The sequence below is a fragment of the Pseudobacter ginsenosidimutans genome (genome assembly GCF_007970185.1).
In the GTDB taxonomy this organism is placed as follows: domain Bacteria; phylum Bacteroidota; class Bacteroidia; order Chitinophagales; family Chitinophagaceae; genus Pseudobacter; species Pseudobacter ginsenosidimutans.
The window spans coordinates 4219255-4245490 of record NZ_CP042431.1; the positions used below are offsets into that span (position 1 = coordinate 4219255).

General features: G+C 46.2%; 21 protein-coding genes. 12 read left to right on the forward strand and 9 right to left on the reverse strand.

Going from position 1 to position 26236, the window contains the following annotated elements; genetic code table 11:
• Window positions 1-8: 8 nt before the first annotated feature.
• The 7 genes from FSB84_RS16800 to FSB84_RS16830 form a co-directional block, all read right to left on the reverse strand.
• Complete coding sequence (locus tag FSB84_RS16800) at window positions 9-2090, reverse strand: S9 family peptidase (RefSeq protein WP_130539086.1); 2082 nt, start codon at window positions 2088-2090, stop codon at window positions 9-11.
• Window positions 2091-2174: 84 nt separating this feature from the next.
• A complete protein-coding gene (locus FSB84_RS16805) occupies window positions 2175-3140 on the reverse strand; it encodes an aminotransferase class I/II-fold pyridoxal phosphate-dependent enzyme (RefSeq protein WP_225979799.1) in 966 nt (321 codons plus the stop codon).
• Window positions 3141-3142: 2 nt separating this feature from the next.
• Window positions 3143-3616, reverse strand: a complete 474-nt coding sequence (locus FSB84_RS16810) for a hypothetical protein (protein ID WP_130539088.1) — start codon at window positions 3614-3616, stop codon at window positions 3143-3145.
• A 21-nt stretch (window positions 3617-3637) separates the two neighbouring features.
• Entirely contained in the window at window positions 3638-5071 is a 1434-nt protein-coding gene (locus FSB84_RS16815; RefSeq protein ID WP_130539089.1) for a RagB/SusD family nutrient uptake outer membrane protein, read from the reverse strand.
• Between the two features lie 3 nt (window positions 5072-5074).
• On the reverse strand, window positions 5075-8596 hold the full coding sequence (locus FSB84_RS16820; RefSeq protein ID WP_130539090.1) for a SusC/RagA family TonB-linked outer membrane protein: 3522 nt from the start codon (window positions 8594-8596) through the stop codon (window positions 5075-5077).
• 156 nt (window positions 8597-8752) lie between these two features.
• Entirely contained in the window at window positions 8753-10003 is a 1251-nt protein-coding gene (locus FSB84_RS16825) for a FecR family protein (RefSeq protein ID WP_147122237.1), read from the reverse strand.
• A gap of 5 nt (window positions 10004-10008) precedes the next feature.
• Window positions 10009-10602, reverse strand: coding sequence for an RNA polymerase sigma factor (locus tag FSB84_RS16830; protein WP_158643966.1), 594 nt, complete (start codon window positions 10600-10602; stop codon window positions 10009-10011).
• A 224-nt stretch (window positions 10603-10826) separates the two neighbouring features.
• Between FSB84_RS16830 and FSB84_RS16835 the strand changes: the two genes are divergently transcribed.
• The 6 genes from FSB84_RS16835 (at window position 10827) to FSB84_RS16860 (ending at window position 19873) form a co-directional block, all read left to right on the forward strand.
• Complete coding sequence (locus tag FSB84_RS16835) at window positions 10827-12425, forward strand: FAD-dependent oxidoreductase (RefSeq protein ID WP_130539093.1); 1599 nt, start codon at window positions 10827-10829, stop codon at window positions 12423-12425.
• A 189-nt stretch (window positions 12426-12614) separates the two neighbouring features.
• The gene (locus FSB84_RS16840) at window positions 12615-16601 is read left to right on the forward strand and encodes a hybrid sensor histidine kinase/response regulator transcription factor (RefSeq protein WP_158643967.1); all 3987 of its coding nucleotides are present in this window, start codon (window positions 12615-12617) and stop codon (window positions 16599-16601) included.
• 108 nt (window positions 16602-16709) lie between these two features.
• Entirely contained in the window at window positions 16710-17234 is a 525-nt protein-coding gene (locus FSB84_RS16845) for a hypothetical protein (RefSeq protein WP_130539095.1), read from the forward strand.
• Between the two features lie 8 nt (window positions 17235-17242).
• Window positions 17243-18223 carry a c-type cytochrome gene (locus FSB84_RS16850; protein WP_130539096.1) on the forward strand — a complete coding sequence of 327 codons (981 nt, stop codon included), beginning with the start codon at window positions 17243-17245 and terminating at the stop codon, window positions 18221-18223.
• A 205-nt stretch (window positions 18224-18428) separates the two neighbouring features.
• The gene (locus FSB84_RS16855; protein WP_147122239.1) at window positions 18429-19022 is read left to right on the forward strand and encodes a hypothetical protein; all 594 of its coding nucleotides are present in this window, start codon (window positions 18429-18431) and stop codon (window positions 19020-19022) included.
• Between the two features lie 71 nt (window positions 19023-19093).
• Entirely contained in the window at window positions 19094-19873 is a 780-nt protein-coding gene (locus FSB84_RS16860; protein WP_147122241.1) for a hypothetical protein, read from the forward strand.
• Between the two features lie 17 nt (window positions 19874-19890).
• On the opposite strand, the gene FSB84_RS16865 is transcribed toward FSB84_RS16860, so the two are convergent.
• Complete coding sequence (locus FSB84_RS16865; RefSeq protein WP_130539098.1) at window positions 19891-20205, reverse strand: RNA recognition motif domain-containing protein; 315 nt, start codon at window positions 20203-20205, stop codon at window positions 19891-19893.
• Window positions 20206-20413: 208 nt separating this feature from the next.
• Complete coding sequence (locus FSB84_RS16870) at window positions 20414-20608, reverse strand: hypothetical protein (RefSeq protein WP_225979800.1); 195 nt, start codon at window positions 20606-20608, stop codon at window positions 20414-20416.
• A 442-nt stretch (window positions 20609-21050) separates the two neighbouring features.
• Between FSB84_RS16870 and FSB84_RS16875 the strand changes: the two genes are divergently transcribed.
• The 6 genes from FSB84_RS16875 to FSB84_RS16900 are packed head-to-tail and all read left to right on the forward strand — an operon-like array spanning window position 21051 to window position 26199.
• A complete protein-coding gene (locus tag FSB84_RS16875; RefSeq protein ID WP_130539100.1) occupies window positions 21051-22544 on the forward strand; it encodes a hypothetical protein in 1494 nt (497 codons plus the stop codon).
• Window positions 22545-22549: 5 nt separating this feature from the next.
• A complete protein-coding gene (locus tag FSB84_RS16880; RefSeq protein WP_130539101.1) occupies window positions 22550-22867 on the forward strand; it encodes a hypothetical protein in 318 nt (105 codons plus the stop codon).
• Between the two features lie 11 nt (window positions 22868-22878).
• Window positions 22879-23808 (forward strand): hypothetical protein, encoded by a 930-nt coding sequence (locus FSB84_RS16885; RefSeq protein WP_130539102.1) that lies wholly within the window; start codon window positions 22879-22881, stop codon window positions 23806-23808.
• Window positions 23809-23830: 22 nt separating this feature from the next.
• On the forward strand, window positions 23831-24355 hold the full coding sequence (locus FSB84_RS16890) for a hypothetical protein (RefSeq protein WP_130539103.1): 525 nt from the start codon (window positions 23831-23833) through the stop codon (window positions 24353-24355).
• Window positions 24356-24367: 12 nt separating this feature from the next.
• Window positions 24368-25639, forward strand: coding sequence for a hypothetical protein (locus FSB84_RS16895; protein WP_130539104.1), 1272 nt, complete (start codon window positions 24368-24370; stop codon window positions 25637-25639).
• Complete coding sequence (locus tag FSB84_RS16900) at window positions 25636-26199, forward strand: hypothetical protein (protein ID WP_130539105.1); 564 nt, start codon at window positions 25636-25638, stop codon at window positions 26197-26199. Before FSB84_RS16895 ends, FSB84_RS16900 begins: the two co-directional genes overlap by 4 nt.
• Window positions 26200-26236 lie beyond the last annotated feature (37 nt).

Sequence of the window (26236 nt, forward strand, 5' to 3'; positions counted from 1 at the left end):
AGGGCTGTTTATTTTTTCATCAACTGTTGTTGCAGGAACCGGATGGAAGCGGTCTTCACTTTCACCAGGTTGGAGAAGAGCAGCCAGTGATGGGTATCGTCCGGGATCACCAGGTATTCGGTGGGAACGCCTTTGGTCTTAAGCCTGTTCACGAGGTCGAGGCTCTGGGAGAAGGCTACGTTCTGATCATCATCGGCGTGGATGATGAGTGCAGGGGAGCGCCAGCCATTCACCCATTTGGAGGGCGAGGATTCCCAGGCGATGCGTGCGGCTTCATTGAAGTCGGGCGCATACTCTTCTTCGTTTAGTTTCTTTTTCCTGTTGTGTACTCCGTGGATGTCTACACCGGCTTTGAAAATATCGGAATTGCGACCCAGCGCCATAGCGGTGAGATAGCCTCCATAGGAGCCGCCGTAGATACCGATGGCTTTCGGATCAACGCCTGGTTGTTTGGCCAGCCATTTGCCTGCTGCCAGTACATCGATGTATTCGGAAGCTCCATTCATGCCGGCATTGTCGGGATGCTGGAACTCGTACCCATAGCCTGTTCCCATGCGATAGTTCACGGAGAGCACTACGAAACCGAGACTGGCCAGGTACTGGTTGGTCTGGTAATCGTAGAAATAATAATCCATATTATGCCAGCCCAGATACATCTGCCTGCGGGGACCGCCATGTACATAGATGATGGCGGGTGATTTGGACGATGCATTTTGCGGTGCGAACATTTGCGCATATACGGTTATACCATCGGGTGATTTGAAACTTACCTGTTTGGGGGTGATCAGTTTATTGTAATCGAAATTCCCCAGTAATTCTTTGCCCTGCAGTGCTGGTTTCGCATTGGGCTCCAGTTTCAGGACGGTGGGCAGGAGCGGGCGTTGTGCTGTATTGCTGAAATATGCGATCGATTGATCGTTGGAAGTGAAGCTGGGAGAGGTTTCTATGCCATCGCCGCTGGTGGCCCAGCGGATCTCGCCTCCGCTTACAGGAACGATGCCGATATGCCTGCGGTCGTTATCACCTGGCGTATTGCCCGTATTGGCGCAGAAGGCGATTTTGCTTCCGTCGCTGCTGTAACTGATATCTTCCACCACATATTTCCCTTTGGTGAGTTGCTGAACGGATTTCGTTTGTGGGTGTATGGTATACAGGTGCGGCCATCCATCCTGGTAAGAAAGGAAAACGATACGGTCCTGCACAGGCCAGTTGAGATTGAAAGCTCCCTGCCATGAGGGAACAGAACCTCTTAATGTGGCAGGTGTTTTCCAGATCTCTTTCGCGTTCTCATCATCGAGCCCTGTTACCATTACAGACCAGGTGCTGTGTTTCTTTTTCAGCAATGAATCCAGTGCGCCGCCGCTGGCAGGCTGACGGATGAATGCGAGCTGTTTTCCATCAGGGCTCCATCTGGCATAATCATCTCGTGAGAAAGAAGGGGAGATCCATTGTATGCGTGATTGCCCTTCGTTATAAACACCAATGAATGAGTAAGCGCCGCGGCGTGTGGTAAAAGCAAGCGCTTTCCCATCGGGGTTCCATTGCATGCCTCTAACGGAGCCGGATACCTGAAATAATGGTTTGGCTGCCTGGCTGCCGTCTGCTGGTACGATCCAGGGCTGACTCTTATTGATGAATACGATCTTTTTTGAACCGGGATGGAACTGGGGAAAATCGCCGTCGCCCAGGTTCTTCAGTTCTCCGCTGCCCAGGTTCACGCTGTATAGCTGGATCTTTTGCGGACTGATATAACTGGCTGCATTGGTGGGGCGTGCTGCGGAATTGGCGCCATGATCGCCGCCACGAACAAATACGGCCCATTCGCCATCAGGACTGATGCTCACGCTGGTGAGCTCCAGGCCATCATCTTCATTGAACTGTGTGAGTTGCCGTGCAGGCTGATCAGGGCCGTCAATCATGAAGAGATTACGTTTGCCCTGCTGGTTGGCAGTGAACAACAGTGTGGATTGCTTTGAAGCGGCTGTGAGGCCGGAGAGATAAGGTGTGGCCATGAGATCGCTCAATGCATAGGATTGTGCAAAGAGTGAATGGCCAAAACAGAAAAACAGGACTGGGAGAAAATATCGCATAGCGTTAGGATTGTGCTTGATGAATAGCCAGCAGGAGTGTATCGAGATCCTGTTGGGTGTGCAGGCTGCTGATCACTACTCTGTTCAACTCAGGATCTGTGGGCAGCGGATAATGGAAAGATGATATGACGATCTTTTTTCCAAAAGCTTTTCAAAAAGCCCGGCTTCCGGAAAATAATACACCGGAAAGCCGGGGATATACTGACAAACTGCTTTACAACGTTGTTGGAAGTACTGCATATTCAGCAGCAGTTTCACTCTTTGTTCCTGGCAAATGGGCGCGGCCAGTAACAAAGCCTGCATAGCCGCAGGGGAAGGAGGTGATGCACCAAGATAAATGGGAGACTGCTTCAAACGAGCGATGGTAGCTGCATCTGACAATACCACGCCAGCATCTGTACCCAGCCCTTTTGCCAGGGATGCCACCACGGTGATGCTGAAACCAGGATGATCGGGTATCCATTGCTGTTCGGTCAATACTCCGATGCCATGGGAGTCGTCCAGCAGGAAATGGATCTTTTTTTCCGGTAATATGTTTTTGAATTCACTGAAATCATAGAGCTCAGGCAAAAGATTGTTGAGCGTATTGCTGATCACGAGGAATTTGTTCTGTTCACTTTTATTGATTTCCGACACTGTTTGGATTGCCCAATCTTTGAAGCTTCCTCCAATACCCGGGTTTTCATGCAGCCACAATGCAGGATGTGTAGCGGGTGCGTACAAGGTAGTTGCAGTACCTGCCAGATCTTTCACCGCCATCTGTGCTGCCAGGTAACCACTGGAAGTGACCAATGCTGATTCGCTTCCGAACCGGTTGGCCAGCGCCGTTTCCACTTCCGGATATACAGCGAATTGTACATTGTTGTTGCGGGATGTTCCGTTGTTGAGGCCATACTGTTGCATACCCTGCATAAAGAACTCCAGCATGCGCGGATGCTGTTGCAGACCGAGATAGGCAGTTCCGCCGAAGAAGAGCCAACGCTGGCCGCCGGCCTGTATTTCACGGCCGGCGGCAGTATGTAGTTGGCTGAAGTTGATGTTTTTTTCCATGGTTAAGGTGCAAAGGAGATTCCGATGGTTTTGTACAGATCGGCTGTCTTCACTTTATCGGTTCCTGTCAACTCCAACACCAGCAGCGGTGTGCCGGTGAGTGTGTTCAGGGCTTCCACTTCCACATAACCGAAACTGCTTCCCTTGCTCACTGTAAATGTAGTGCCATTTGGCAAACGGTAATCGGTTCCTTCCACAGCAGTGGTTTCGCCGCTTACCACGCGGAATGATAGTGCCACATCTTCAGTGGGTTGTGCGCCGAAGAAATTCACCCTGTATTTCACCACACCGCTTGACGGCTTTTGTTTGGTGGGCAGGATGGGATAGTTCTTGCCGGCGGCTTTGCTTACAGACACGGCATTTTCAAATTCGATGGTGGACGCAGTGTATTGATAGCGCTCATCATAGTTCTTGAAACAGGAGCTGAGTGATAGTATCATCACCAGCATTGTAATGATATGAGTGATCTTTTTCATGTAATTATTTTTGTCTGGTGATCATTTGTACCCTTCATTCTGTTCGAGGTTGCTGTTGGCATTCACTTCACGGATAGGGATGCGGGGGAGCATGCGATAATCTGTGAAAAGGATATCGCCTGTTTCCTTGATGATATCCATGCCATTCCTTTTCAGGTCGAAGAAGCGGTGTCCTTCAAAAGCCAGTTCCAGTCTTCGTTGCAGCAGGATCTCATCCAGCAGGGCCTGGCCGCTGAGGCTCACTGTGGTGAGGCCGGCACGTTGACGGATGGTATTGAGATCAGTCAGCGCTTGTGCTTCACCGGCAGGCGTACCGGTTTTGTAAGCAGCTTCTGCGCGGTTGAGATACACTTCGGATACCCTGATCACCGGTATATTGTCCAGGTTGACCACTTTATTCTTAGAGATATACTTGGTGCATTCCAGTTTGGCTGTGTTGGCGCCCAGCCCAAACATGTACAGCCCCTTACGAACATCGCTGGCTGGCATCAGATCGTAGAAGGATTGTTTTGCCACTATTACACCGTGAATGCTGGCTGTAACATCGGTAAGGAAGGCGCGGGTGGTGAACATGCCCCTGAGGGAATTGTCGCTCCCCAGGTTTTCGCTCACATTGAATTTTATTTCAAAGATGGATTCAGGATTTACTTCGGCTCTCCATCCTGTCATGTAATTGGCATTGGTCATGAACTTACTGCCACTGAGGGTAAGTGATTCCGTGGCTTTGTCCACCGCTTTCTGATAATCACCGTTGTACAGTGCAACGCGCGTGTAGAGCGCTACCACAGCGGCTTTGGTGGCTTTGTGAATGCTGCTCTGTGCATTGTTGCGGTTGAAACAGGCATAGGAGCTGTCGAGGTCATCATAGATCCTTTTGTATACATCGGGGATACTTGCGCGCGCTTCGAAACTGATCTCATCGATATCATTCACTCCACTGGTAACGATGGGCACGCCGCCTTTATTGGCAGGAGCGTAGATGGCCGTGGGATCGTATGCCTGTGTACGCGCGAGATCATGATAGAAAAGTGCACGGAGGAAATACACCTGTGCAGCGATTCCATCCCTGTACAGCTGACTGGCAGGCAGTGTTTTCAATGCATCCAGCACCAGGTTGGATTGGTTGATGGCATAGTAGCAGGATTGCCAGTTGGTGAAATGAGAGCCCGGAGCATTGCTGCATTCATTGGCCATTTGAGAGGAATTGCCGGAATGATACACGTTATCGGCGAGTGCTTCAGCAATGGCGTAATAGTTGCGGCCATACTGGTTGGAGCTTTGCAATCGCGCGTAAATGCCGGTGGTAGCGGCATTCACCCCCTGCTCTGTATTGAGGGCGATACCGGAATCGATCGATTGTTTGGGATTCAGCTCCAGCATTTTCTTGCAGGAGAACAATGTGCTTCCGATGAAGCAGGCCGCCAGGATCTTATATAATGATGTTGTGGAAACCATGTGTTAGAATTTTGCGGTGATACCAAATTGAAATGACCTGGTTTGCGGGATCAGACCTGTATACGTGGTGTAATTCTCTCCATCGAGGAAGAATTCAGGATCATAGCCACTCCATTTGGTCCAGGTATGAACGTTCAGGCATTGGGCAAATACTGAGATCTCCTGCATACCCAGTTTTTCTACCGGCTTACGGGGAAGCCTGTACGAAAAATTGATGGTCTTCAAACGGATATAGCTTGCATCTTCGAGCCAGCGCGTGGAGGCCAGGTCGCCACGGGCGGAATTCACTTCTGCTGCATTGTTGATGGTGCGGGGTACGGAAGTGATCTGTCCGGGTGTGGTCCAGCGGTTATCATAGTACCAGAGGATCCCGTTGATATTCATATCGCCTTTGCGTGCCATATTGCGGCTCTGGTTATTGTACAGCTCTCTTCCGAAATCATACTGGAAGAAGATGCCGAGTTCAAATCCTTTGTAGCTGAAAGTATTGTTCCATCCGCCATAGTAATCGGAGAGCTGGTTGCCTCTTCCAAATGGCGTATAGGCATTGGCGGTAGTAGCCGGAGGATTGTAGGAGAGATTGCCTGCATTGTCGTAGAACAGGGGCCTTCCGGTAGCTGAGTTCACGCCTGCATACTGCGGATAGAAATTGGTCTTGAGTGAATAGCCCACACGAACACTGGGATCGCCAGGCAGCTCCTGGAGCGTGTCGTAGAGTTTGGTCACTTTGTTATTCAGGAAAGAGATATTGAAATTGGATACCCAGTTGAAATCGGCAGACTTCACCAGGTGTACCCCGATCTCCAGTTCCAGTCCTTTGTTCACCACTTCACCTACGTTGTTGTAGATCTCTTCATAGCCTGCGATCCAGGGAACGGGTTGACTGAGGAGCAGGTCCTTGCTGGTGCGTTTGTACACTTCCACTGAACCGAAGATCCTGCGTTGGAGGAAAGAGAAATCGAGACCAAGGTTGATGGTTGCGTTGCGCTCCCAGCGCAGGTTGGCATTGCCGAGTGAGTTGGGTTGGATACCTGGCTCATTGTTGTAGGTGATGCCGCCACCGAAGAGGGAACGGGAAACGAAATTGCCGATCTGGTCGTTACCGGTTTCGCCATAACCTGTGCGCAGTTTCAACTGATCGATCCAGTTATATTTATTCAGGAAATCTTCCTGTGCCATATCCCAGCCGATTGAAATGGCGGGGAACCATCCGAACATATTGTTGGCGCCAAAGCGGCTGCTGCCATCGTAACGGATGATGGCGCTGGCCATATAGCGTTGCGATCCGAACCAGTTGGCCTGGAAGAAGGTACCCATGCGTTTAACACCCGTCCAGCTTCCGGACGCACCAGTGATCAGGGCTGCGGATTGCATCTGCCTGAATTCGAAATTTGGGAAGCCTTCACCAGTTACAGAATTGCTTTCACTTTCGAAGGAACGGTATTCACCGCCGATGATCAGGTTCACATCATGTTTATCATTAAATGTTCGCTGGTAGTTGAGCGTATGTGTATTGGCGAAAGATTTTGGTGTCTGCTGGTAAGTATTGAGTACGCCTCTTTTCACATAACCTTCTTGTGTGCGGGGATCAACATAGCGTCTTCCCTGGATATTCCGGTAATCGAGGCCCACTGTGGTTTTGTAGGTTAGGCCTTTGATGATCTTGTATTGCAGCTGCAGGTTGGCCAGCAGACCGGCAGTCTTGTCTTCCTGGTCGTTCAGCAGGGAAGTATGCACAGGGTTCTGTGTGAAGATTCCCGGGAAGCCATTGTAATCATAGTTCAGTGTGCCATCTTCTTTGTAGATGGGAATGAAGGGGAGCATCATCGGGCCGGCGTATGCAGGGGATGAGAAGAGTGTGCTGGAGCCTGCACCACCTGAAGGGCCATTCTGTTTGATGCTGGTAAGATTGATATTACCGCTGAAGCTAAGTTTATTGCTGATCTGGCTGTTGAGGAAAAGATTCACGGTACCGCGTTTGAATCTGGATGCCACGATACTTCCCGTTGTGTTCTCGTAAGAACCTGAAATACGGTAAGTGGTTTTACCGCTGCCGCCGGCTGCTGAGAAATCCGCTTTGTTGGATTTGCCGGTCTGGTAAACAGCGCGGTGCCAGTCGTAGGTAGGTAGTGCAGCCATTTCCTCATCGGTCATGGTGGTGGGCAGTTTGGATTGCGTGAGCACCTGTGTTTTGGCCCATGCATAATCGCGTGTGGGGTTCGCATTCATCATGGCTTCGATGCGACCACCGAGATATTGTTGCGTGTTCATGAGCGGCATCAGGTTGATGGGCTTCACAAAACCCGTTTGCAGCGTGAGGTTGAACCTGGTGGCGCCGGCTGTTCCTTTCTTGGTAGTGATCAGCACAACACCATTGCCGGCCTGTGCACCATATACGGAAGCAGCGGCAGCATCTTTCAGTACTTCGATGCTCTCGATATCTTTCGGATTGATCACTGCCAGCGGATTGGTGCTGACGGTGGTGGTGGAATTATCTGAGTTGATGGGAATACCATCAACTATGTAAAGCGGATTGGTGCCTGCCGTGATGGACCCCTGTCCGCGGATCTCAACTTTGATTGCTCCGCCTGGAACACCGCTCTGGCTTTGGATCTGCACGCCCGGCATCCTGCCCTGGATAGCGGCATCGAGTGTTTGCACGGGCATCTTCTCAATATCTTTTGAACGCACGCGTGATATGGAACCTGTAACAGCGCGGCGTTGTTGTGTGGCGTAGCCGGTCACCACCACTTCATTCAGGTCAAGCACCTGCGCATTCAGTGTGATGTTGAGCGTTAGTTGATTACCAGCGCCAATGGATAGTTGACGCGCCTGTTTCTTATCGGTAGTTTGTGCCGTATGTCCATTATTCGTTTTTTTGATCGTGATCTCCATCGATTCATAACCCACGATGGAAACCTGCAAGACCGCATCTTCCGGAATATTATTCATGGTGAAAGAACCATTGGGCGCCGTGGTGGTTCCGGTGGAACTGCCCTTGATGGTGATGCTCACATCGGCCAGGGGATCGCCGGCTGCATTGCGGATGGTACCCGAAATGTCCACGGGAGGAAGAACAGGATCAGGCACAGGTTTGGGGATGATGATCTTTTCAGACAATACGATTGTTTTGTCGCTGATCATGAACAGGAGTGGTTGGTCTTTCAGCACCATGTCCATGAATTTGTCCAGTGGCATGGATAATGCTGAAACCGTTACCGGGTGTGTGTTTGCCAGGAGTCCCTGGTTGTAGAACACAACATATCCGGTCTGTTCTTCGATGCTGGCAAAGATCTTCTTCATGGGAAGGTCCTTGCCTTTGAGGGTGATGGTCTGCGAGGAGGTGCTGGCAGACACGCTCAAACAGGCAGCCAGAATGAATAATGTGGTCAATCTCATAATTCGCAGCAGTTGCGCTGTAAGCCCGTAGGACATTGCCTGTGGTTGCACACGGGAAATACCCGGCGTGGCTGATGTTGCCAGTCCCGGAATGAAGGCCGGGGCCGGCGCAGCAGTTTTTTGCATAAATTGCAGTGTTTGGTGAAAGAATAGGTTCGACTCTATTTTGTTTTACTGAACAACCGCCGGGAGTGGTGCAAACACTTCCGGCTTTGTTTTTATATCCACAGGAAAGGCGATTGATCAATAGTAAGGAAAAGGCTTTTGTATTATTTCAAGCCACTAAGGTTGAATGATGAGCTTCCGGTTGTCTAGTTTTACCTTTACTTTCGACATCTCCAGCGCTTTCAGCATATTTTCGAACTGCATGTTCCTGCTCATCTTTCCGCCGAATTTTATATTGGGTACGATGTTTTTTTCATAGAGCACTTCTACATCATACCAGCGGCTGAGCTGTCGCATCACTTCATCCAGCCCGGCGCCTTCGAAATCGAACACTCCGTTCTTCCAGGCCATCACTTTGGGAATATCTGCATTGTTCACGCGGATCTTTTCCGTTCCCATTTCCGCTTGTTGGCCCGGTTCCAGCACGATAGATTTGAAATTGCCGGAAGCCACGCGCACGCTGCCTTCCAGGAGTGTGGCGCGGATGGCTGATTCATCTTCGTAAGTATTCAGATTGAAACTGGTTCCCAGCACTTCCACGCTGTTGCCATTACGCATACTCACGATGAATGGACTACTGGCCTGATTCGCCACTTCGAAATATACTTCGCCACTGATTTCCACTTTTCTTGTTTTTCCCTGGAAGCGGGTGGGGTAGCGGATACTGCTGGCGGCATTCAGCCATACACGGGTGCCGTCTGAAAGGGTAAGATGAAATTGTCTTCCTCTTGGCGTAGACATCCGGTTCCAGGCAATTGCTTTCGCTTCTTTCCCATCATACACGAGCGCTCCATTCTGCAATACCACTTTTGCTCCCTGCTGATCTGCGATAAGACCATTGCCGGCACTGTCGAGCGAAACCTGTGAGTTATCGTCCAGTGTAAGGATAGCGCCATTCATGCCCGGCCGGATAGAGGCGGGTGGAATAACTTCCATGGCTATGGTTGATGAAGGCGCTTTGTCTGCGGGACGGAACCAGAACCAGGCGGCTGTTGAAATGCAAGCCAGAAGGGCTGCGGCAGCCGCTGTTCTGATAAAAAGGCGGCGATATTTAGTATTGTTCTTTACCGGAGGATTTGAAGCAATGCGGTCAGTGGCCAGTATCTGTTCAGACATCGCTTCCCAATCGGGCTGCCCCGATGCCTGCCCTGGCATGGAAAGCTGCTGCATCATGGATCCCAGGGTACTGCGAACCAGATCCGCAGATGTTTCATCGTTGAACAGGGTTTGCAACTCCTGGTCTTCGGCAGCAGTCAATTGTTGTTTCCTGAATTGTTGCAGCAGGTATTTGATCCTTTCCTGGTCCATGAAAATAGGATTGTGGAATATAGGATGCGCGAAAAATGGAATGGTACTTCCATTTTTCAAAAAAATTATTGGAGTAGCACCGATGCGCCGATGATAACAGGAATAGGATAACCCGATTGTTCCAGATGAAGGCGGATCTGTTTCAGGGCCTTGGTGAGATTATTCTTGACAGTCTGAGGGGAAAGCTCCAGTTTCTCCGCGATCTCTTTCACAGACAATTGTTGTTCGCGGCTGAGACAAAAGATCTGCCTTTGTGTTTGCGGCAATTGTGTTACTGCTTCACCGATCAGCCCCTGAACTTCCTGCAAACTTAAATGTGCGATGGGATGTTCGTCTGATTCGTTCTGTTCCGGTAATTGCTGCAGGTAATTTCTTGCGAGGATCTTTTTGCGCAGGATCATATAACATTCATTGGCTGCGATGCGGAAGATATAGGCGCGGGGATGTTCCACTTCGCGAAGCTTGTCGCGCTTCAGCCAGATATTCAGGAAAGTCTGCTGGATCATTTCCTCTGCCTGGGAGGATGATCCCAGCAGTTCTGACACAAAGGGGTACAGCAATTTACTGTACGCTAAAAAAAGGAGCGTAAAAGCTTGTTCTTCTCCGGATGCGATCCTTTGTAACAGCTCTTTGTCGTTATGGGGCAGGGCTTCGGTCAAATGCCGTTCAGTTTGGACAGAGTACTGGTTGCAAACTATCGAAAAAAGTTCAGAAATCGGGCAACATCACAGGAGAATTGAATTGGGTAGTTTCTGCAACAGCCGCAAGATAATACCGGCGGCTTTCCGATACAGATGTCAGGAGCAGGTAATATGTTACCGGATGGTATGCACTTTGTGCGCGTACAACTGATCTCCTGATTTCAAACAATAACAAGATTATCATGAGTAGGAATATATCTCCTGACGGTACCAGTGGTAATTTCAGTTCGGGCGAAAATTTGTCTTACTGGCTCGATACAGTGCCGCCGCTCGAAACAAGTACATTGAGTCAGGACATGGAAACGGATGTGCTGGTGATTGGCGGTGGTATTGCGGGCATCACTACGGCTTATCTGCTCGCCAAAGCCGGGCGCATCGTTATGCTGGTGGAAGATGGGCTGATCGGATCCGGCGAAACAGGACGTACCACTGCTCATCTTACCTGTGCATTGGATGATCATTATCAGCATATCGAAAAGGCATTCGGTGAAGAAGGCAGCAAGCTGGCAGCACAAAGCCACCAGTCTGCTATTGATCGCATCGAAGAAATTGTAAGGGCCGAGCATATCGCCTGCAATTTCGAAAGACTGAATGGTTATCTTTTTCTATTTCCCGGAGAGAAAAAACAATACCTGGTTGATGAACTGGAAGCCGTGAAGCGTTCAGGCATCATGGCGCAATGGCTGGATGAAATACCGGGCATGCCTGCCGCGGCCGGGCCTTGTATCGCTTATCCCATGCAGGCGCAATTTCATATCATGCGTTACCTTCACGAACTGGCGCATGTGGTATTGAACCTCGGCGGGAAGATCTTCACCAAAACAAGAGCATCCGAAATTGATAAGAACGGAGCAAAATGCAATGAATTCACTGTAAGGGCACAGCATATTGTAGTGGCCACCAACTCGCCGGTGAATGATCTTGTGACGATGCATACCAAACAATTCCCATACAGAACATATGTGGTGGCTGCGAAGATCCCCAAAGGCTCACTTCCGCATTCACTCTGGTGGGATACGGGCGATCAGGATTCCAAATGGATCACGGCGCCTTACCATTATGTACGTACGCAATCATTCAGCAATGAACATGATCTGCTGATCGTAGGTGGGGAAGATCATAAAACAGGACGTGCCGATGAAGAAAATATTCCTGAAGAAAGCCGGTACCAGGCTTTGGTCAACTGGATGAAAGTGTATTTCCCGCAGGCGGGGGAAGTAGTATACAATTGGTCAGGACAGGTGATGGAACCTATCGATTACATGGGATTCATAGGCCGTAATCCTGGCAATGAAAATATTTACATCATCACCGGCGATTCCGGCAATGGTATCACGAATGGTACGCTGGGTGGTATGATCATTTCCGATCTGATACAGGGCACCGAAAATCCCTGGGCAGGGCTCTATTCCCCCAAGCGCAAGCCCCTGAAGGAATTCGGGACTTATCTTTCCGAAGTGATGAACATGGCCGCGCAGTATGGAGATTATTTCACCGATGCGGATATCAAAAGTTTGGATGAACTGGAACCCGGCAATGGCGCCATATTAGGAAAGGGCATGAAAAGACTGGCCGTGTATAAAAATGAAAATGGGCAGGTACAGGCTTGTAGCGCCGTTTGTCCGCATCTTGGTTGTGTGGTGCAATGGAATGCAGATGAGAAGTCTTTCGATTGCCCCTGTCATGGTTCAAGATTTACGAAAGAAGGAGAGGTGATCAATGGCCCGGCCATAAGCCCGTTGAAGAAGGTGGAGATCAATGCTGGTCATAACTATCAATAATGTGTACGTGTAAAGTGAAGGGGGCTTGCAGAAATGCAGGCCCTCTTTTTTTGTTGAATGGAGTATATGCGATAGACAAATGTCAAATCAAAAGTTTTGACAGGATTATTCTTACATTCTGTTTTCTTTACTACATTCGACGGAAGCCAATATTTTTATTGTTCACTAATCTTTCTAAACTCCCGGAATTTGAGGACTAATGCTGTTTGTCTGCCTGCTTTTATTATAAGAGCAAGTTTGTTCCTGATCCCCTGTTTGCTTGTTATTTCCCAGATCAGTTCAGGGCAGCAGCGCCTCTTCACCAATCAGCAGCATTTTGGCGTGGAAGATGGACTTCCTCAAAGTTATATTTCAGGCATTATCCAGGATGCGGATGGTTTTATCTGGCTAAGCACGATGGATGGATTAAGCCGCTATGACGGCAGAAAGTTCAGGACATTCCGTTATGACCCGCAAGACAGCACAAGCCTGGCTGCCAATACGCTCAATGGCCTGGGCAAGCTGGTCAATAATGTCGTTACCCTCTATTACGGTCCTGGAAAGGATGATGAGTTTGACCTTAGAACGTTCAGGGCTACCCGAAACAATATTCGCAGCCGCCTGGCTGAAATACCCGGCATCCGGTGGCAATCATACCGGTTTGGATTCAATACCAATAATTGGTTTTTCACAGTCAACAATCACAAGGGGATTGGCTGGGTGAATGGAATTACAGGTAAAGCCCACTATGCAAATACATCCAATGGAAAACTGTACAATGATACGATCTGCGCCATTACTGAATCTCCGGAAGGCAGGATATATGTGATCAGTGAATCTGGCGTGCAGGTAAGTGATATCAGCCAGAATAAATTCGAATGGTTTGGTTTTAGAACGAATGTAAAGCCACCATCTCCAACAGTTGATATGGGAATGCTTTTTGGAGAGAAATTTTCCATTGCAACCTTTCCAGGCAACAAAGTGGCCACACTGGAAAAAAATGTATTGAACGTACTCGATATAAACAAAAGAAGCAGCAACATAATACTGTTGCCTCCTCCCAAAACCAATTCGATAAGGGGTGAGAATGGTTTGCAGGTAGACTCCCGGGGCCGCATCTATTTTGAGTATTATGGACGAATATACAGGCTAACGGATAAGGGTACACTAGAACTGCTCTGGGAGCTTAGCGGCGCGCCGAGCCGTATCAGTGCATTTTATATTGACAGATCGGATGTATTATGGGTTAGCCTGAACGCACAGGGCCTTTTGAAAATTGACCTAAAGGCAGCTCATTTTGAATCATACAAGAATAATGGAAATTTTATAGAAGCCGTAGTGGCCATGCTGGGTAATACCAAAGCTCAATTGCCGGAAGAATGGAAAATCCCGGATGCTGCTTATTATTTCCGGCAGGCATATGATGATAATGGAATATTGTATTCCTGTAATAACTGGTATGAACGGACCGGCGTTTTTCGGTTTACAAAACAGGGATTTCAGCGTCTTTCGCATTTTCCTGACCTGAAAATATTTACCGCGGTGGTTGCTATGCCCGGAAATGAGATCCGGGCATTTGATCAGGTGGAGGCAGTATGGTATGCCTGGAGCAATCATTCTACTGTTCCACAAAAACTGGAGTCCGATCTTGAAAATTTCAGGAATGTAGAACTGGCAGATGCACGGTACATAGGCGGTTATATCTGGATGACCACTACCACGCATGGTTTGTTTCAGTCTGACGGAAAAAAGCTGATAGCAAAATATGCGGGACAACTGGGAAAAAATACAGTCCCGAATGCATTAACTGAAATTTGTGCTGATCCTGCCGACAAAAATAAATTCTGGGTTGGCTCCCGGGGTGGAGGCCTTATGATGTGGGATGCGCAAAAAGGATTACAGCGTATTTACACAGAAAAAGATGGTCTTCCCAATAATACTATCTATTGTATCCTTCCTGATAAGACCGGTAAGATCTGGTGCAGTACCAACAAAGGCATATTCAGACTTGATCCCAAAACCAGTCATGTTGTAGCTTTTGAGAAAACCGATGGATTGCAGGGAAATGAATTCAACAGGGCGCATAAATTTGTTTTGCCCGATGGAAGGCTGATGTTTGGTGGACTGGACGGATACACGATCATCGATCCTGCAAATTTTGAGATCACCAGCCAAACCGGCCTGGTACCCGTACTCCTGACTGACCTGCAAATCAACAATGAACCGCAGGGTATCAACTTGCCCGGGAGTATTGTTAAGCAATCAATCAGTACCTTATCGTCCATTGATCTGCCATATGATAAGAACTATCTGCGTTTCGAGTTTGCAGCGCTGGTGTACAACCAACCGCAAAAGATCAGGTACCGTTATCAGTTGGAAGGTGCCGATAAGAACTGGATTGAAACGGGATATTCCAATGTAGCCAGTTACTCTGCACTGCCGCCGGGTAATTACAACCTGCTGTTGAATGCAACAGACAACAATGGCTTATGGAGCAAAGCAGTTACTTCAATAAAAATAAACATCGAGCCACCTTTTTGGCGAACCTGGTGGGCCTGGTTGTTATACATTCTGGTAACGCTGGCTTTGATCAGATGGTATTTTGTATTTAGAGAAAGAAGATTGCAGGTAGAGCAAAACCTGGTATTTGAAAAAAGAGAGGCCCTGCGTTTAAGAGAGATCGATGAACTGAAAGACCGCTTCTTCAGTAATATCACACATGAGTTCAGAACGCCACTAACGCTGATCATTACACCGCTTGAAAAATTGACACAGGACCATTCTCTGCCGGCTCCGGTTATCAGCACACTTAAAACGGCTCAAAGAAATTCAAAACAATTATTAAGGCTGGTAAACGAATTCCTCGATTTTGCCAAACTCAACCACGGACAGCTCAAATTAAGAACAGCAGCGGGTGAGTTGAATGTTTTTACTGCCAGTTGCGTGAACGCTTTCGATATGGCTGCGAAGGAAAAAAATATTACGCTCAGTTTTACCTCAGCCAATATAACCGGCCTCTACCTTTTTGACGAAGAGAAATGGGGAAAAATTGTATCCAACCTCTTGAGCAATGCACTGAAGTTTACGCCTGCAAATGGAGCCATTTCTGTAATACTGTCCACTACTGCGGAGGAACAGGTGCAGCTGGAAGTATGCGATAATGGTCCGGGTATACCTGCGGAACTGCAGTCGAAAATATTCACCAGGTTTTTCCAGGCTGACGATTCTGCACTGCGTAAGTACGGCGGTACAGGCATCGGTTTGTCGCTGGTAAAGGAACTGACCACATTGATGGAAGGGAGCATTGAACTGGATAGTAAGCCCGGTGAGTATACGCGTTTTGTAGTGAAAGTCCCAATGAAAAAAGTGGAATATTCTCAAACAATACCAATTGTCCGGGGCAAAGAATTGCCAAAACAAAAGGAACAAACCACAATGGAAGATGCTCCATTGTTACTGGTGGTAGAGGATAATGATGAATTACGTTCTTTCCTGGTTGAAACTCTTCGCAATCATTACCGGATACTGGAGGCTTCAGATGGCCTTAAAGGCTGGGATATCATTTTACAGGAACTGCCTGATCTGGTGATCAGTGATGTGATGATGCCCGGACAGGATGGATTTGATCTTTGTAAAATTTGTAAGTCGGATAACCGTACATCGCATATCGGTTTTATCTTACTCACTTCTAAATCCGCGCATGATGCCAGGCTGCAGGGGTTGGGCTCGGGGGCTGATGATTATATTACAAAACCCTTCAGCCTGACGGAGCTGGAACTTCGCACAGCTAACCTGGTGCAGTTGCAGCAAAAACAGCGGGAACGATGGCAGTCGCAATTCTCAGATCTCGCTCCTGCGGACCCCTTGCCGGTAGTTAGCGATCCTTTCCTGGAACAACTCTATAAAGAAATGGACGCCAAACTGGATGATCCCGAACTTGGTATCGACTATTTGTGTAAAGTGATGGCCATGAGCAGGAGCACCCTCAATCGTAAACTAAGGGCCTTACTCGATATTTCCACCAATGATCTGATCCGCCAATACAGATTGCAGAAAGCCACTGACCTGATAGCAGCAGGTTCGGATATAGCTTCTGCTGCTTACAAAACCGGCTTCAGCAGTCCTTCCTATTTCAGCCTTTGCTTCAGGGAAAAATACGGGTTGCCGCCATCAGACTGGATCTCAAAGCAAAAATGACCCAATACTAAAAGTGAATGCCCCGATTCTTATACAGCTCCGGCAGGGTATAAGGGTAATTTTATGGCCGTAAAACAATTTTATTGCTAACTCCTAAACAGCAACAAAATGAAACTGCGCATAAAACTGATCATCTCCTCCTTATTCCTTTTTATTGGTGTTTCCAACCTGTCTCAGGCACAAAGAATCAATGCCAATAACCTTGAACAACCTTCCGACGCCACTGCCAGAGAATTGATAACTGTAAATGGCAGCGACAATAACCGTACTGAAAACACAGCTGTAAAGGCTCTCTTCTCAACATTGTTTCCCAATGCAACATCGCCGCAGTGGAGTCAGAATGCTTCAAACAGTTTTGTATCATTTCTGAATAATGGCCGCAGGGCCAGCGCCTGCTTTTCCGCAAAAGGAAAACTGAATTATGCCATTACAACCTGTGAACTGGATCAGTTACCCAAAGAATTGCGAAAGATGATCAATAAGAGGTATAAAACATATAGTCTTTTCAACGCCACTCAGATAATGGCCTATGGAGAAACTGCCTGGCAGGCAATTCTGGAAAACGAGACCGGATTTATCACCCTTAAGTATACTCCCGACGGGATAGAAGAAATACAGCAAGTAAAAAAATAATACGACAGATGAGAAAGATCCTTAAAGTAATGGCGGTTTTACTGGTGGTAGTGATCACCGGCCTCGCACTGGTTGCCTTTTATGTAAAGAAAGCTTTGCCTGATGTAGGGGATGCTCCGGATATTCAGGTGGAAAGAACTAAAGACAGGATAGAGAAAGGTAAATACCTGGCTAATCATGTGGTGGCTTGTATGGATTGCCATAGCCAGCGCGACTGGACCGTATATGGTGCACCGATCAAAGAAGGAACATTCGGGGCCGGTGGAGAGAGATTTGGGAAAGAAATGCAGTTCCCTGGTACCTTGTATTCTCCCAATATAACTCCGTATGCACTTAACAGTTGGACCGACGGAGAGATCTTCAGGGCAATCACTACCGGACAAAGCAAACACGGAAAAGCCCTGTTCCCCTTGATGGGATACCTGAATTATGGAAAAATGGACAAGGAAGATGTTTACAGCATCATTGCCTACCTGCGAACAATTCCGGCTATCACCAATGATGTGCCGGAAAGAGAACTGGATTTCCCTGTAAATTTCATTGTAAATACCATTCCTGCTAAAGCATCATTAACGCCGAGGCCGGCAAAGACCGATGAAGTGGCTTACGGCAAATATCTCGCAACCATCGCCAATTGTGCAGATTGCCATAGCCAGTTTGATAACAAGGGCAATATGATCGAAGGGACTGAATTCGGAGGTGGACGAACATTCAATTTCCCGGGAGGTTTGATTGTAACAACACCCAATATTACTGCCGATGCTGAAACCGGCATCGGGAACTGGACCAGTGATCTCTTCGTACAAAAATTCAAACTTTACTCTGATTCTACCTATCAGCAGCAAAAGCTGGGGGAAAATGATTTCAATACGCCAATGCCCTGGTTCATGTATACGGGGATGGATAGCACAGATCTCACTGCTATTTTCAAATATTTAGGATCGGTTAAAAAGATAAAGAATAAAGTAACAAGGTTTGTAAAGCAGTAACCGTTGCCGTTAGGTTTGTGAAGTAAGTAATGGGTGAATACATCCGGAGTCCGCTCTCAGCGCGGGCTTTTCTGTTTGTAGACCTGCTGTTTTCCCCTTTCCATAGGGACCTTCCATACAAAAAATCCCCTTTTTAAGGTATTGGGACAGGCTTTGAAATAAGTCAATATTACACCGGTAAATAACCCGTAATAAATTGAAAAAAATGAAAGTGCTAAAATCACTCTTTATATTATTTCTGTTTCTTGTTTGCAGCAACAGCAACCAGGCGCAGGGACTGAAAAAAGTAACGGAAAAGACCACACGAGCCGCAAATGATGCAGTGGATAAAGCTACCGGTAAGGCAATGGACAATAACGATAGCAAACCCGTTACAGCAAGAAAAGCAGAAAAAAGAACTGCAGACAAACTGGAAGCTTCCTTGGTGGATGGGGGGCTTCTTCCCCAATATGGAGAACCCTGTGTTTCATCAGAGGAGCTTCAAAACAGGCCAGGCAGGTATTTTACAGCCGATCAATATCCATGGCCGGCGTCGAGGGCAGAGTATTTTAAAAAACTGACAACCGCTGCGGAAAAAAACACAGCCAAACAAACACTGGCACAAATAGAAAAACTGGAACAGGAAAGTCGCTCCAACCAGGCGCCCACCGGAGGCAGCTGGGAATCCACTTATTCTTCTGAAGGCTATCAATATCTGGATGAAAAAGATTGGCCGACTATCGGCTGCAGATCGGGTTTTACAATTACATCTGCGTCAAAAAGAAAGTGGAGCGCAATGGAGAGTACAGCACGGTGTTAAGGGTGTTCGTTAACAGCCTTCGGCTTAATACGCTGTCTAAATTCCTGAGTAATATTTCTTATAGAGGAAACATGTCAGACAGTAAATACTCCTGTAAAGACTGGAAAAACTACAAGGCGGGTGTGGTATCGCCCAAAATAAGTTTGTTTAATTATTTGGAGTGCAACGATGCGATCCTGATCAATACCATCAATTCGGGCAAAGGATATTGGCAGGATGTACCGGAAAATAAGATCAGGAAAAATACATACGATAATGTGTACCGGTATTGGTTTATCAAAAAATCCGATATCCCTGTTCTATTGCCTGTAAGCCGGAAAGAATACCTGGAGAGTCTGTTGGAATTCTACGAAAGAGAAGAACTGTATTTGCCGAAGAGCACCAATTATGAAGAGAAGTCGAATGAGGGAAGACAAAAGTATTTTGGTGATCTGCCTGCTGTGCTGGCCAATAAGAAAGCGTTGGTAAATGATGTACTTAGAAACAAATCCAGTGAATGGCTTTCTGAGCAGGCAGTGGTGAACTTCCAGGAAGATAGCTATCAGAACCAGAAGCAAAAATTGCCGGAGTATAGCTCTGATTTCACTTTCCGTACATTTTATGATAGCAGTGAAAAAGGCGCAAGAGCATTATATCAATACAATCCCGCTTATTTTGCTGCAACGAAGCAAAATATGGCTGATCCTGAATTAATAACAATTGCATTCCGGTATGTTCCGATGCCTGCGCATTTAAAGTTGATTGACAATTTCACAAACAACTTTGATGCAGATGGGTGGAAGAGGATATTAATGCCGGTAGGGGAAGGCCAGGGTACTAAAAAACAAAAAAGCCCCGGAAGGGGCTTTTAAAATCGATCTCAATGAATTTAGTATCTATTCTGATTATAACTATTTCCATTATTGAATTTGTCCCGGTCATTACCACGGGAAGATCTGCCTTCCTTTGGCTTGGCAATTGATACACTAATCGTTCTGTTTTCAACAGAAGCTCCATCGAGCTCTGCAATCGCTTTTTTAGAAGCGGCTTCATCAGTCATTTCAACAAATCCAAAACCTCTTGACCTGCCAGTTTCTCTGTCTGTTATAACCCTGGCTGATGTTACTTCTCCATAAGGAGTAAAAAAATCTTTCAGGTCTTCATCCTGCACGTCGAAGCTTAGATTTGAAACAAAAATGTTCATTTGTAAAATTAAATTGATTAAAAATTTCGAGGAAGGCAAGAAGTAAGAAACTAACTATAATGCGGGAAAATAGGCAATGTAATTAATGGATACTAATGCGAGGCTCAAATTAACTTATGAAAGGTAACTCTTTATTATCAGTATTGCAAATAAATAAAAAACTGCCTTCCTGGTTATATTACCTGGAAGGCAGCAACGTTCAGTTTATTCATTTGATCAGGTCACTAACCTGGATGGCTTCCAGGTAATGGCTAATTGCATTGGTGTCAGGCAATACCCGGTATTCTTCAATACTTTGGTTGGCCTTGTTACAATAAGCCTCTACATAATAACAATCCAGCTGAAAGAGGAAAACAATACTGTCAGGATAATTTCTCTGGGCTAAAACGACTGCATTACTCATTACGATGGATTTTTTATCCGCCTCATTTAACAGAATAAATTCAGAAAGCTTCATAACGTTAAATTTTAAAAGTTAACTAACAAGGCTTGCTTAAACTTGAATAAAACTGAACACCTGAAAAATCCTGGAATCGGGAATACTGATCCCGTATCTATAATAAATAAAACATAATACGTCAATTGTAAGGAGGCTGATTTGACGTCTGAAAACCGAGGCGAATCAAATATAGGTAATTCGATAGAGAATTACTGATCCATTCTTATATGGAGGCTTTTAATCCCCATTTCAAAAACCGTCAAAACACGGTATTACAGCTCATATCGATATCATATCTTCAATTTCAGCAACGCTTCCCGGTCCACTATATCCCTTTACTTCCTTCCCGATGGAATCTTCAACAACTCTGAATCCTGACAATCGATTCACGAACCAAAACGACCTTATGCGCCGGTTAGTAATTATTTTTTTCGCGATACTGCCACTGCTCTCCTATGCCCAGGAGAAGGAAAAACCCCAGGAGTTACCGCTTACCCGCTCCGAATTGAACCGAGCTCTCAATGCTGTTTTCAATAAGCTGGTGGCAGGAAATCCAAGCCCGGGTGAAATAGCCAATTATGCTACACTCGATCCCGTCAATGCAAGCTTCAATATAAAAGGCAGTTTCCCAATCAGGAAAAAAGAAAAACAAGGATTGAATCAGACAGATGTTGACTTTGTGGCAAGCAGGGGAGGTGCACGAATCTCTTATCTGAGCTTCTCGGTTTCGGGTGCGCTCCTGGATAAGAAATATGGCGCTTTGTTTTCTGATTCAAAACTCAATGCAGGGATCTCTGTGGCTGCCCAGTATAATTTCGGACGAAAGTTTAGCTCCTTCAGCTACTTCGAGGCAGAAATAGAAGAGATCGCCCAGAAACGTAATGCCCTGAGAAGAAAATACACCAACGATCTTGCCGCCATCCTTGATAAAACGAACTATGAAGCGTTTCAGAGAAAGTTGTACTTGTTGGACCTGCAACAGCTTTCTACGAGGGATAAACTGTCCAAGAAGAACCAGCAGCATGATCTTGTGCAAAAAACGGTTGATTCATTGGGTGATGCCATTTCCACCCGTACCGGTCTGGCAGATACCCTGCGATTACTGGAAAAGGAGGTGAATGATCTTGTTATGGAAGTAAGAACAAACCAGCAGACCATCGATTCAATCGCCAGGCTAACTCCCGCCGTGATCAGTGGTCAGGCTGGACTGCGGCGAAGTGATCTGAGAAAGAAATATATGAGTGATTATGATTCCGTTCTTTCCGGAATTACTTTTCAGAAATTCTCCACCACCTGGTACACTATTGCAGCTGAATACGGCCGTAAATCTTACAACAGCTATGACAGTACATTGCCATTTGCTGTACAAATCCAGGAGGGACACAAGGATGATGCATATAAGACCGGCTTTGCCATCAATCACCTGATCCAAAACAAACTGAGGAACCGCACCTGGTTTTTCAATGGCGGCGCTTCATGGATATACGCAAGCAATCTTGGCCGTTTAACTGCTACCACCCTCGAGCAGCGAAAACAGTACACAAACGATGGAAAGGATACTGCCAGAAGTATCAGTACAAAGTACTCCGTATATACAGAGCCTGTTGAGAGCTTCGGAGGATTGAATCTTTCAGCACATGGTTATTATATTTTCGGGAAAACGCCATCAGGCGTCCATGTATTCCCATCCTTTGATCTTCAGAAATCCAAAAAAGTATTCGATTGCACTTTTGGATATATTATCGCATTCAAGAATACAGTGAAAGACCAGCCTGTAGTAAATACCGAACTCTATATCCGGTTTAACGATATAGGAAATGATGCCGGTAAGGACAGTAAATTCTATAACCGGAATGAAATAGGTCTTTCATTCACTTTACCCTTTAACATCTTAAATTAATTCAGATGTCAACTTCACAAAAAAAACCTGCTAAGAAAAAGCCGCTTACTCAACTTCAAAAAGTGAAAAAAGCACTGAATGCCGCAGCCAAAATTCTTAACAGTAAGATACTTCAGCCTGATTTATCCAGCTCCAATAGCTTAAAGGAATTTAAGAGTGAAGCTGCAGCCGCAGCTTTTAAGATCGTGCTTTACCAGGTTTGGTGCGAAAGTGAAAGAAAAGTGGTTACTTCTCCTTCTGCTGACAAAAATGAACAACAAAGATTAAGCGATAAACATGACCAGAGACATGGGCATACCAGTAAAGTACTGAGCACTACTTAACACCAGTTTTTATGCGACAATCGATTTTGTTATCATGCTTCTTCATCTTTTTGCAATCAGCGGTGAATGCTCAGGCCGGACCATGCTCTTTCACCTGCAAGCGGCTGACTTTGGCAGCGTATAAGCCGGGTATGGTGTTCTATTTTCCTGCTGATAAAGCCCCGAGCCTGAATGCAGTATTTGGTCCGAGATTCATCGGTGCTTCCTCCTATAATGATCTGGCTGGTAAGAAATATGTAATAAGGGACATGGATAACTTCAGAGACCTTTTGTACTATGATCGAATGCCGCCGGATAATGGCAAACCTTCAAACGACAGGATTCAAAACAGGTACAGCTTTACTATGATGAATGTGGTGGACAAAAATGATACATTCTCCTATGAGATTTCAGTTGACCCTGCTGCTTTTCTTCCCTCCGCCCCATACCCGTCATTGAACAATGATGCCTTCATTGCCGGCGCCATAGCATATGATGAATTTGAGGCGTCAAAGAAATGGTTATTGCAGCTTCCTGATTTGTATTCCCTCTTTGCCATTGGAGGAAAAAAATATGAAAAAGTAAAAATAAAGAATGTGATTCCCGGACATCCGGAGAATCCAATAGGAATTGTTTACAGCTCTGCGTCCGCTACGGACACTGTATATGTCAACCTTTGCGGTACCAATGTTGCCGGTGCTTATATAGAAGCCTTCCATTTCAACAAGTACTTTACCTGCGAAAATAAACAGGGCAAAATCCCCATTGAAAAATGGGAGTTGATCCGGGCCGGGAAACCAGATCTGGACATGAATGCCGAAGAGGCCTTGCTCACATTGGGCAAGCCCAAAAAAGTAGAGGAAACAACCATGAGAGACGCAGTCAAAACAGTGTATACTTTCGATAGGTATGTGCTTGCTTTTGAAAACGGTAAGATGGTCAGGGTTGAATCCACCAAATAAGATCAGTCATTATTCTTTTTTTATGATGGTATTGCTTCAGCTTCCATTATTCAGCAATGAAGATTCTGTAAGGAATGCTTTCGGTATCATAACCGAAAAGCATGCACCGGCTGCTGTTGTGAAATTTAGTAATGACTGGATACTGTTTCCGAGCCGGGTCATCTTTCTCGCTTACAAGGATAACCGTGGCACATTCAATGAACTGAGTTTGTCCAATGGGTATAGATTACTTCGGTTAGATGATCGGGAAATCGGACCATTACCAGCCAAATCAAACAGTTCATTTGCAAACCCGGGACTGGAAAGCCTGATGAAGGGTTCTGGAACCTACTTTGCAGTGTTTACCTCCCGGTTGAATGAAATACAGGGTATGGTAAATGTGGTCAGCAGAAGGGGCATTATCAACAGAGTGCTTCCCGGCTCAAATATGATCTGTGTATGTACAGGTGTCAACAAACATCTGCGCGATGTGGAAGATGGAACTGATCTGACAGGAAAAGCCTGCACAGTTTGTGGATTCCCTTATGTATGTACAGTTAGTCTTTAAATCATTTTTCAAATGTTTTCGAATATCGGCTCATTACTGGATCGTTTGCAGGGATTGCTCAGTAAGGCATTTCTCCTCTGCGGGCTTGTGCCGTTCATTCTTCTGTTTTTCATCAACTGGGGGATGGTATATTATTTATTCCCTGAAAAATATAATGAATGGCATGGCATCCTGATGCCATCCGATGATTCTCCTCTTGACTTTTGGATTAAACTGGTGCTGGTGATCTTTGTTGGCAGTTTGATCATCTGGAATGTCAATCCCTGGTTAAGGCAATTCTGGGAAGGAAAGTTTCTGCCTGAATGGCTGGAACGGATATTTTGCAGAGAACTTTCCAAAAAATTTCTTGAATTGCAAAATGAGCGGAGTAAACAGGAGTTGGAGCTTAATGCATACAGGGGCTTCAGTAAAAAATTTGAGGAGGAACTTGCTGAGGCACGTAAATCCGGGAGCGCTCAACCTGCTTCTGGTATCACTTCTGAACTGGTTGAAGCATACAAAAAGATCAAGGATGAAAATAGATCGTTCAGCACTATCGCATATGATGAGGTGAAAACGGTATTCGATTTGCTGGTGACGGAATTGAAACAAAACGCTGCGGATAAGAATACCGGGCTGGATAAAATACATGTTGGTTTCATAAACATAGTAAGGGAGATTGTTTCACGCAGTGAATCAAACTATGATAAATTGTTAACTGAAATAAGACAGCGGTTTGCCGGAAGTATGGGGAGGATAAGACCTACAACGATGGCTAATTTCGCGGAAGCGCATCGTGATTATGGCCTTAACAGGTATGGTATCGATATAGAAAGATTCTGGTTGCATTTGTTGAGGGTAATCCGTGAGGATGAACATTTTTATCCGATGCTGGAAGAAGCGAAAAATCAACTCGACTTCAGTATTGCCATCACATCTGTATTTTCCATTACAACTCTGGTCTGGATCTTTGTTAGTTTTTTTGGAGGCGACAGTGCCATCATCTTTGCTATGATCAGCATATTGGGGCCTCTCATAATTATTATTTCTTACCAGATCTCAGTGCAGAGTTACAGGGGATTTTCTGCAGTAGTGCAGGCTGCTATCGATCTTAACCGATTTAAATTGTTTGCAGCATTTCATCTTAAGGAACCGGAAAACTCAACTGAGGAATTTAAGCTTTGGCAGGAATTGTCCAAACTCAAACCTTCACTTGATTTTAATGAGAAAGATACTGTTGATGAGGAACCTCCTCCCAGGCAAGGGGGCTGGGATCGTTTTAAAAAATGGATTGGTCTAAAATGAAAACACTAATCATCATAATATGGCTTGTAATTGTTGCCCTGGGTATTGTATTTGGGTTTGACTATAGTGAACTCCCAAAAACAACCACTACCTGGACGGCGGCAAAGCAGCTTGAGCAATACCACCAGATCAATGAAGAGGATCTGCTGGATACAGTGATTGAACCCCATCTTATTCCTTATGAACGGAATCTCCTTACCGGCAGGCACCTGATCAAACGAAAGAATGCGGGTGATCCCGTTACGCCTGCTGATGTTTCAGCGTTACCGGTTGCTGACAATTGCCGGAAAGATTCGATGACAGTTTATTTTCCACTTTCCGCAAATGAAACATACTATCTGAAAGCGATCCGCGATGGCTCATGGATCAAGGTTTGTGGCAACATTCAATCAGACAAGACAAAAGTTCCCATCTGTACCAACTCATTGTATGTGCTGGCTGTGCATCAAAAAGTGGATACTACAGTCACTGCCTTCCTGATGCTGAGAGTTGCTGCTATTGATGGGGCTGCTCTCAGTCAGGTGGTACATTTGGAAGACAGGACGCTCTTCATGTACTGATAATCGAAAAGTCCCGGTTACCTGTGCAACCGGGACT

Excerpts from the sequence above, each read along its gene's own strand:
- FSB84_RS16800 (WP_130539086.1), bottom strand. The coding sequence starts at position 2,090 with ATGCGATATTTTCTCCCAGTCCTGTTTTTCTGTTTTGGCCATTCACTC.
- FSB84_RS16805 (WP_225979799.1), bottom strand. The coding sequence starts at position 3,140 with ATGGAAAAAAACATCAACTTCAGCCAACTACATACTGCCGCCGGCCGT.
- FSB84_RS16810 (WP_130539088.1), bottom strand. The coding sequence starts at position 3,616 with ATGAAAAAGATCACTCATATCATTACAATGCTGGTGATGATACTATCA.
- FSB84_RS16815 (WP_130539089.1), bottom strand. The coding sequence starts at position 5,071 with ATGGTTTCCACAACATCATTATATAAGATCCTGGCGGCCTGCTTCATC.
- FSB84_RS16820 (WP_130539090.1), bottom strand. The coding sequence starts at position 8,596 with ATGCAAAAAACTGCTGCGCCGGCCCCGGCCTTCATTCCGGGACTGGCA.
- FSB84_RS16835 (WP_130539093.1), top strand. The coding sequence starts at position 10,827 with ATGAGTAGGAATATATCTCCTGACGGTACCAGTGGTAATTTCAGTTCG.
- FSB84_RS16845 (WP_130539095.1), top strand. The coding sequence starts at position 16,710 with ATGAAACTGCGCATAAAACTGATCATCTCCTCCTTATTCCTTTTTATT.
- FSB84_RS16850 (WP_130539096.1), top strand. The coding sequence starts at position 17,243 with ATGAGAAAGATCCTTAAAGTAATGGCGGTTTTACTGGTGGTAGTGATC.
- FSB84_RS16855 (WP_147122239.1), top strand. The coding sequence starts at position 18,429 with ATGAAAGTGCTAAAATCACTCTTTATATTATTTCTGTTTCTTGTTTGC.
- FSB84_RS16860 (WP_147122241.1), top strand. The coding sequence starts at position 19,094 with ATGTCAGACAGTAAATACTCCTGTAAAGACTGGAAAAACTACAAGGCG.
- FSB84_RS16865 (WP_130539098.1), bottom strand. The coding sequence starts at position 20,205 with ATGAACATTTTTGTTTCAAATCTAAGCTTCGACGTGCAGGATGAAGAC.
- FSB84_RS16870 (WP_225979800.1), bottom strand. The coding sequence starts at position 20,608 with ATGAGTAATGCAGTCGTTTTAGCCCAGAGAAATTATCCTGACAGTATT.
- FSB84_RS16875 (WP_130539100.1), top strand. The coding sequence starts at position 21,051 with ATGCGCCGGTTAGTAATTATTTTTTTCGCGATACTGCCACTGCTCTCC.
- FSB84_RS16880 (WP_130539101.1), top strand. The coding sequence starts at position 22,550 with ATGTCAACTTCACAAAAAAAACCTGCTAAGAAAAAGCCGCTTACTCAA.
- FSB84_RS16885 (WP_130539102.1), top strand. The coding sequence starts at position 22,879 with ATGCGACAATCGATTTTGTTATCATGCTTCTTCATCTTTTTGCAATCA.
- FSB84_RS16890 (WP_130539103.1), top strand. The coding sequence starts at position 23,831 with ATGATGGTATTGCTTCAGCTTCCATTATTCAGCAATGAAGATTCTGTA.
- FSB84_RS16895 (WP_130539104.1), top strand. The coding sequence starts at position 24,368 with ATGTTTTCGAATATCGGCTCATTACTGGATCGTTTGCAGGGATTGCTC.
- FSB84_RS16900 (WP_130539105.1), top strand. The coding sequence starts at position 25,636 with ATGAAAACACTAATCATCATAATATGGCTTGTAATTGTTGCCCTGGGT.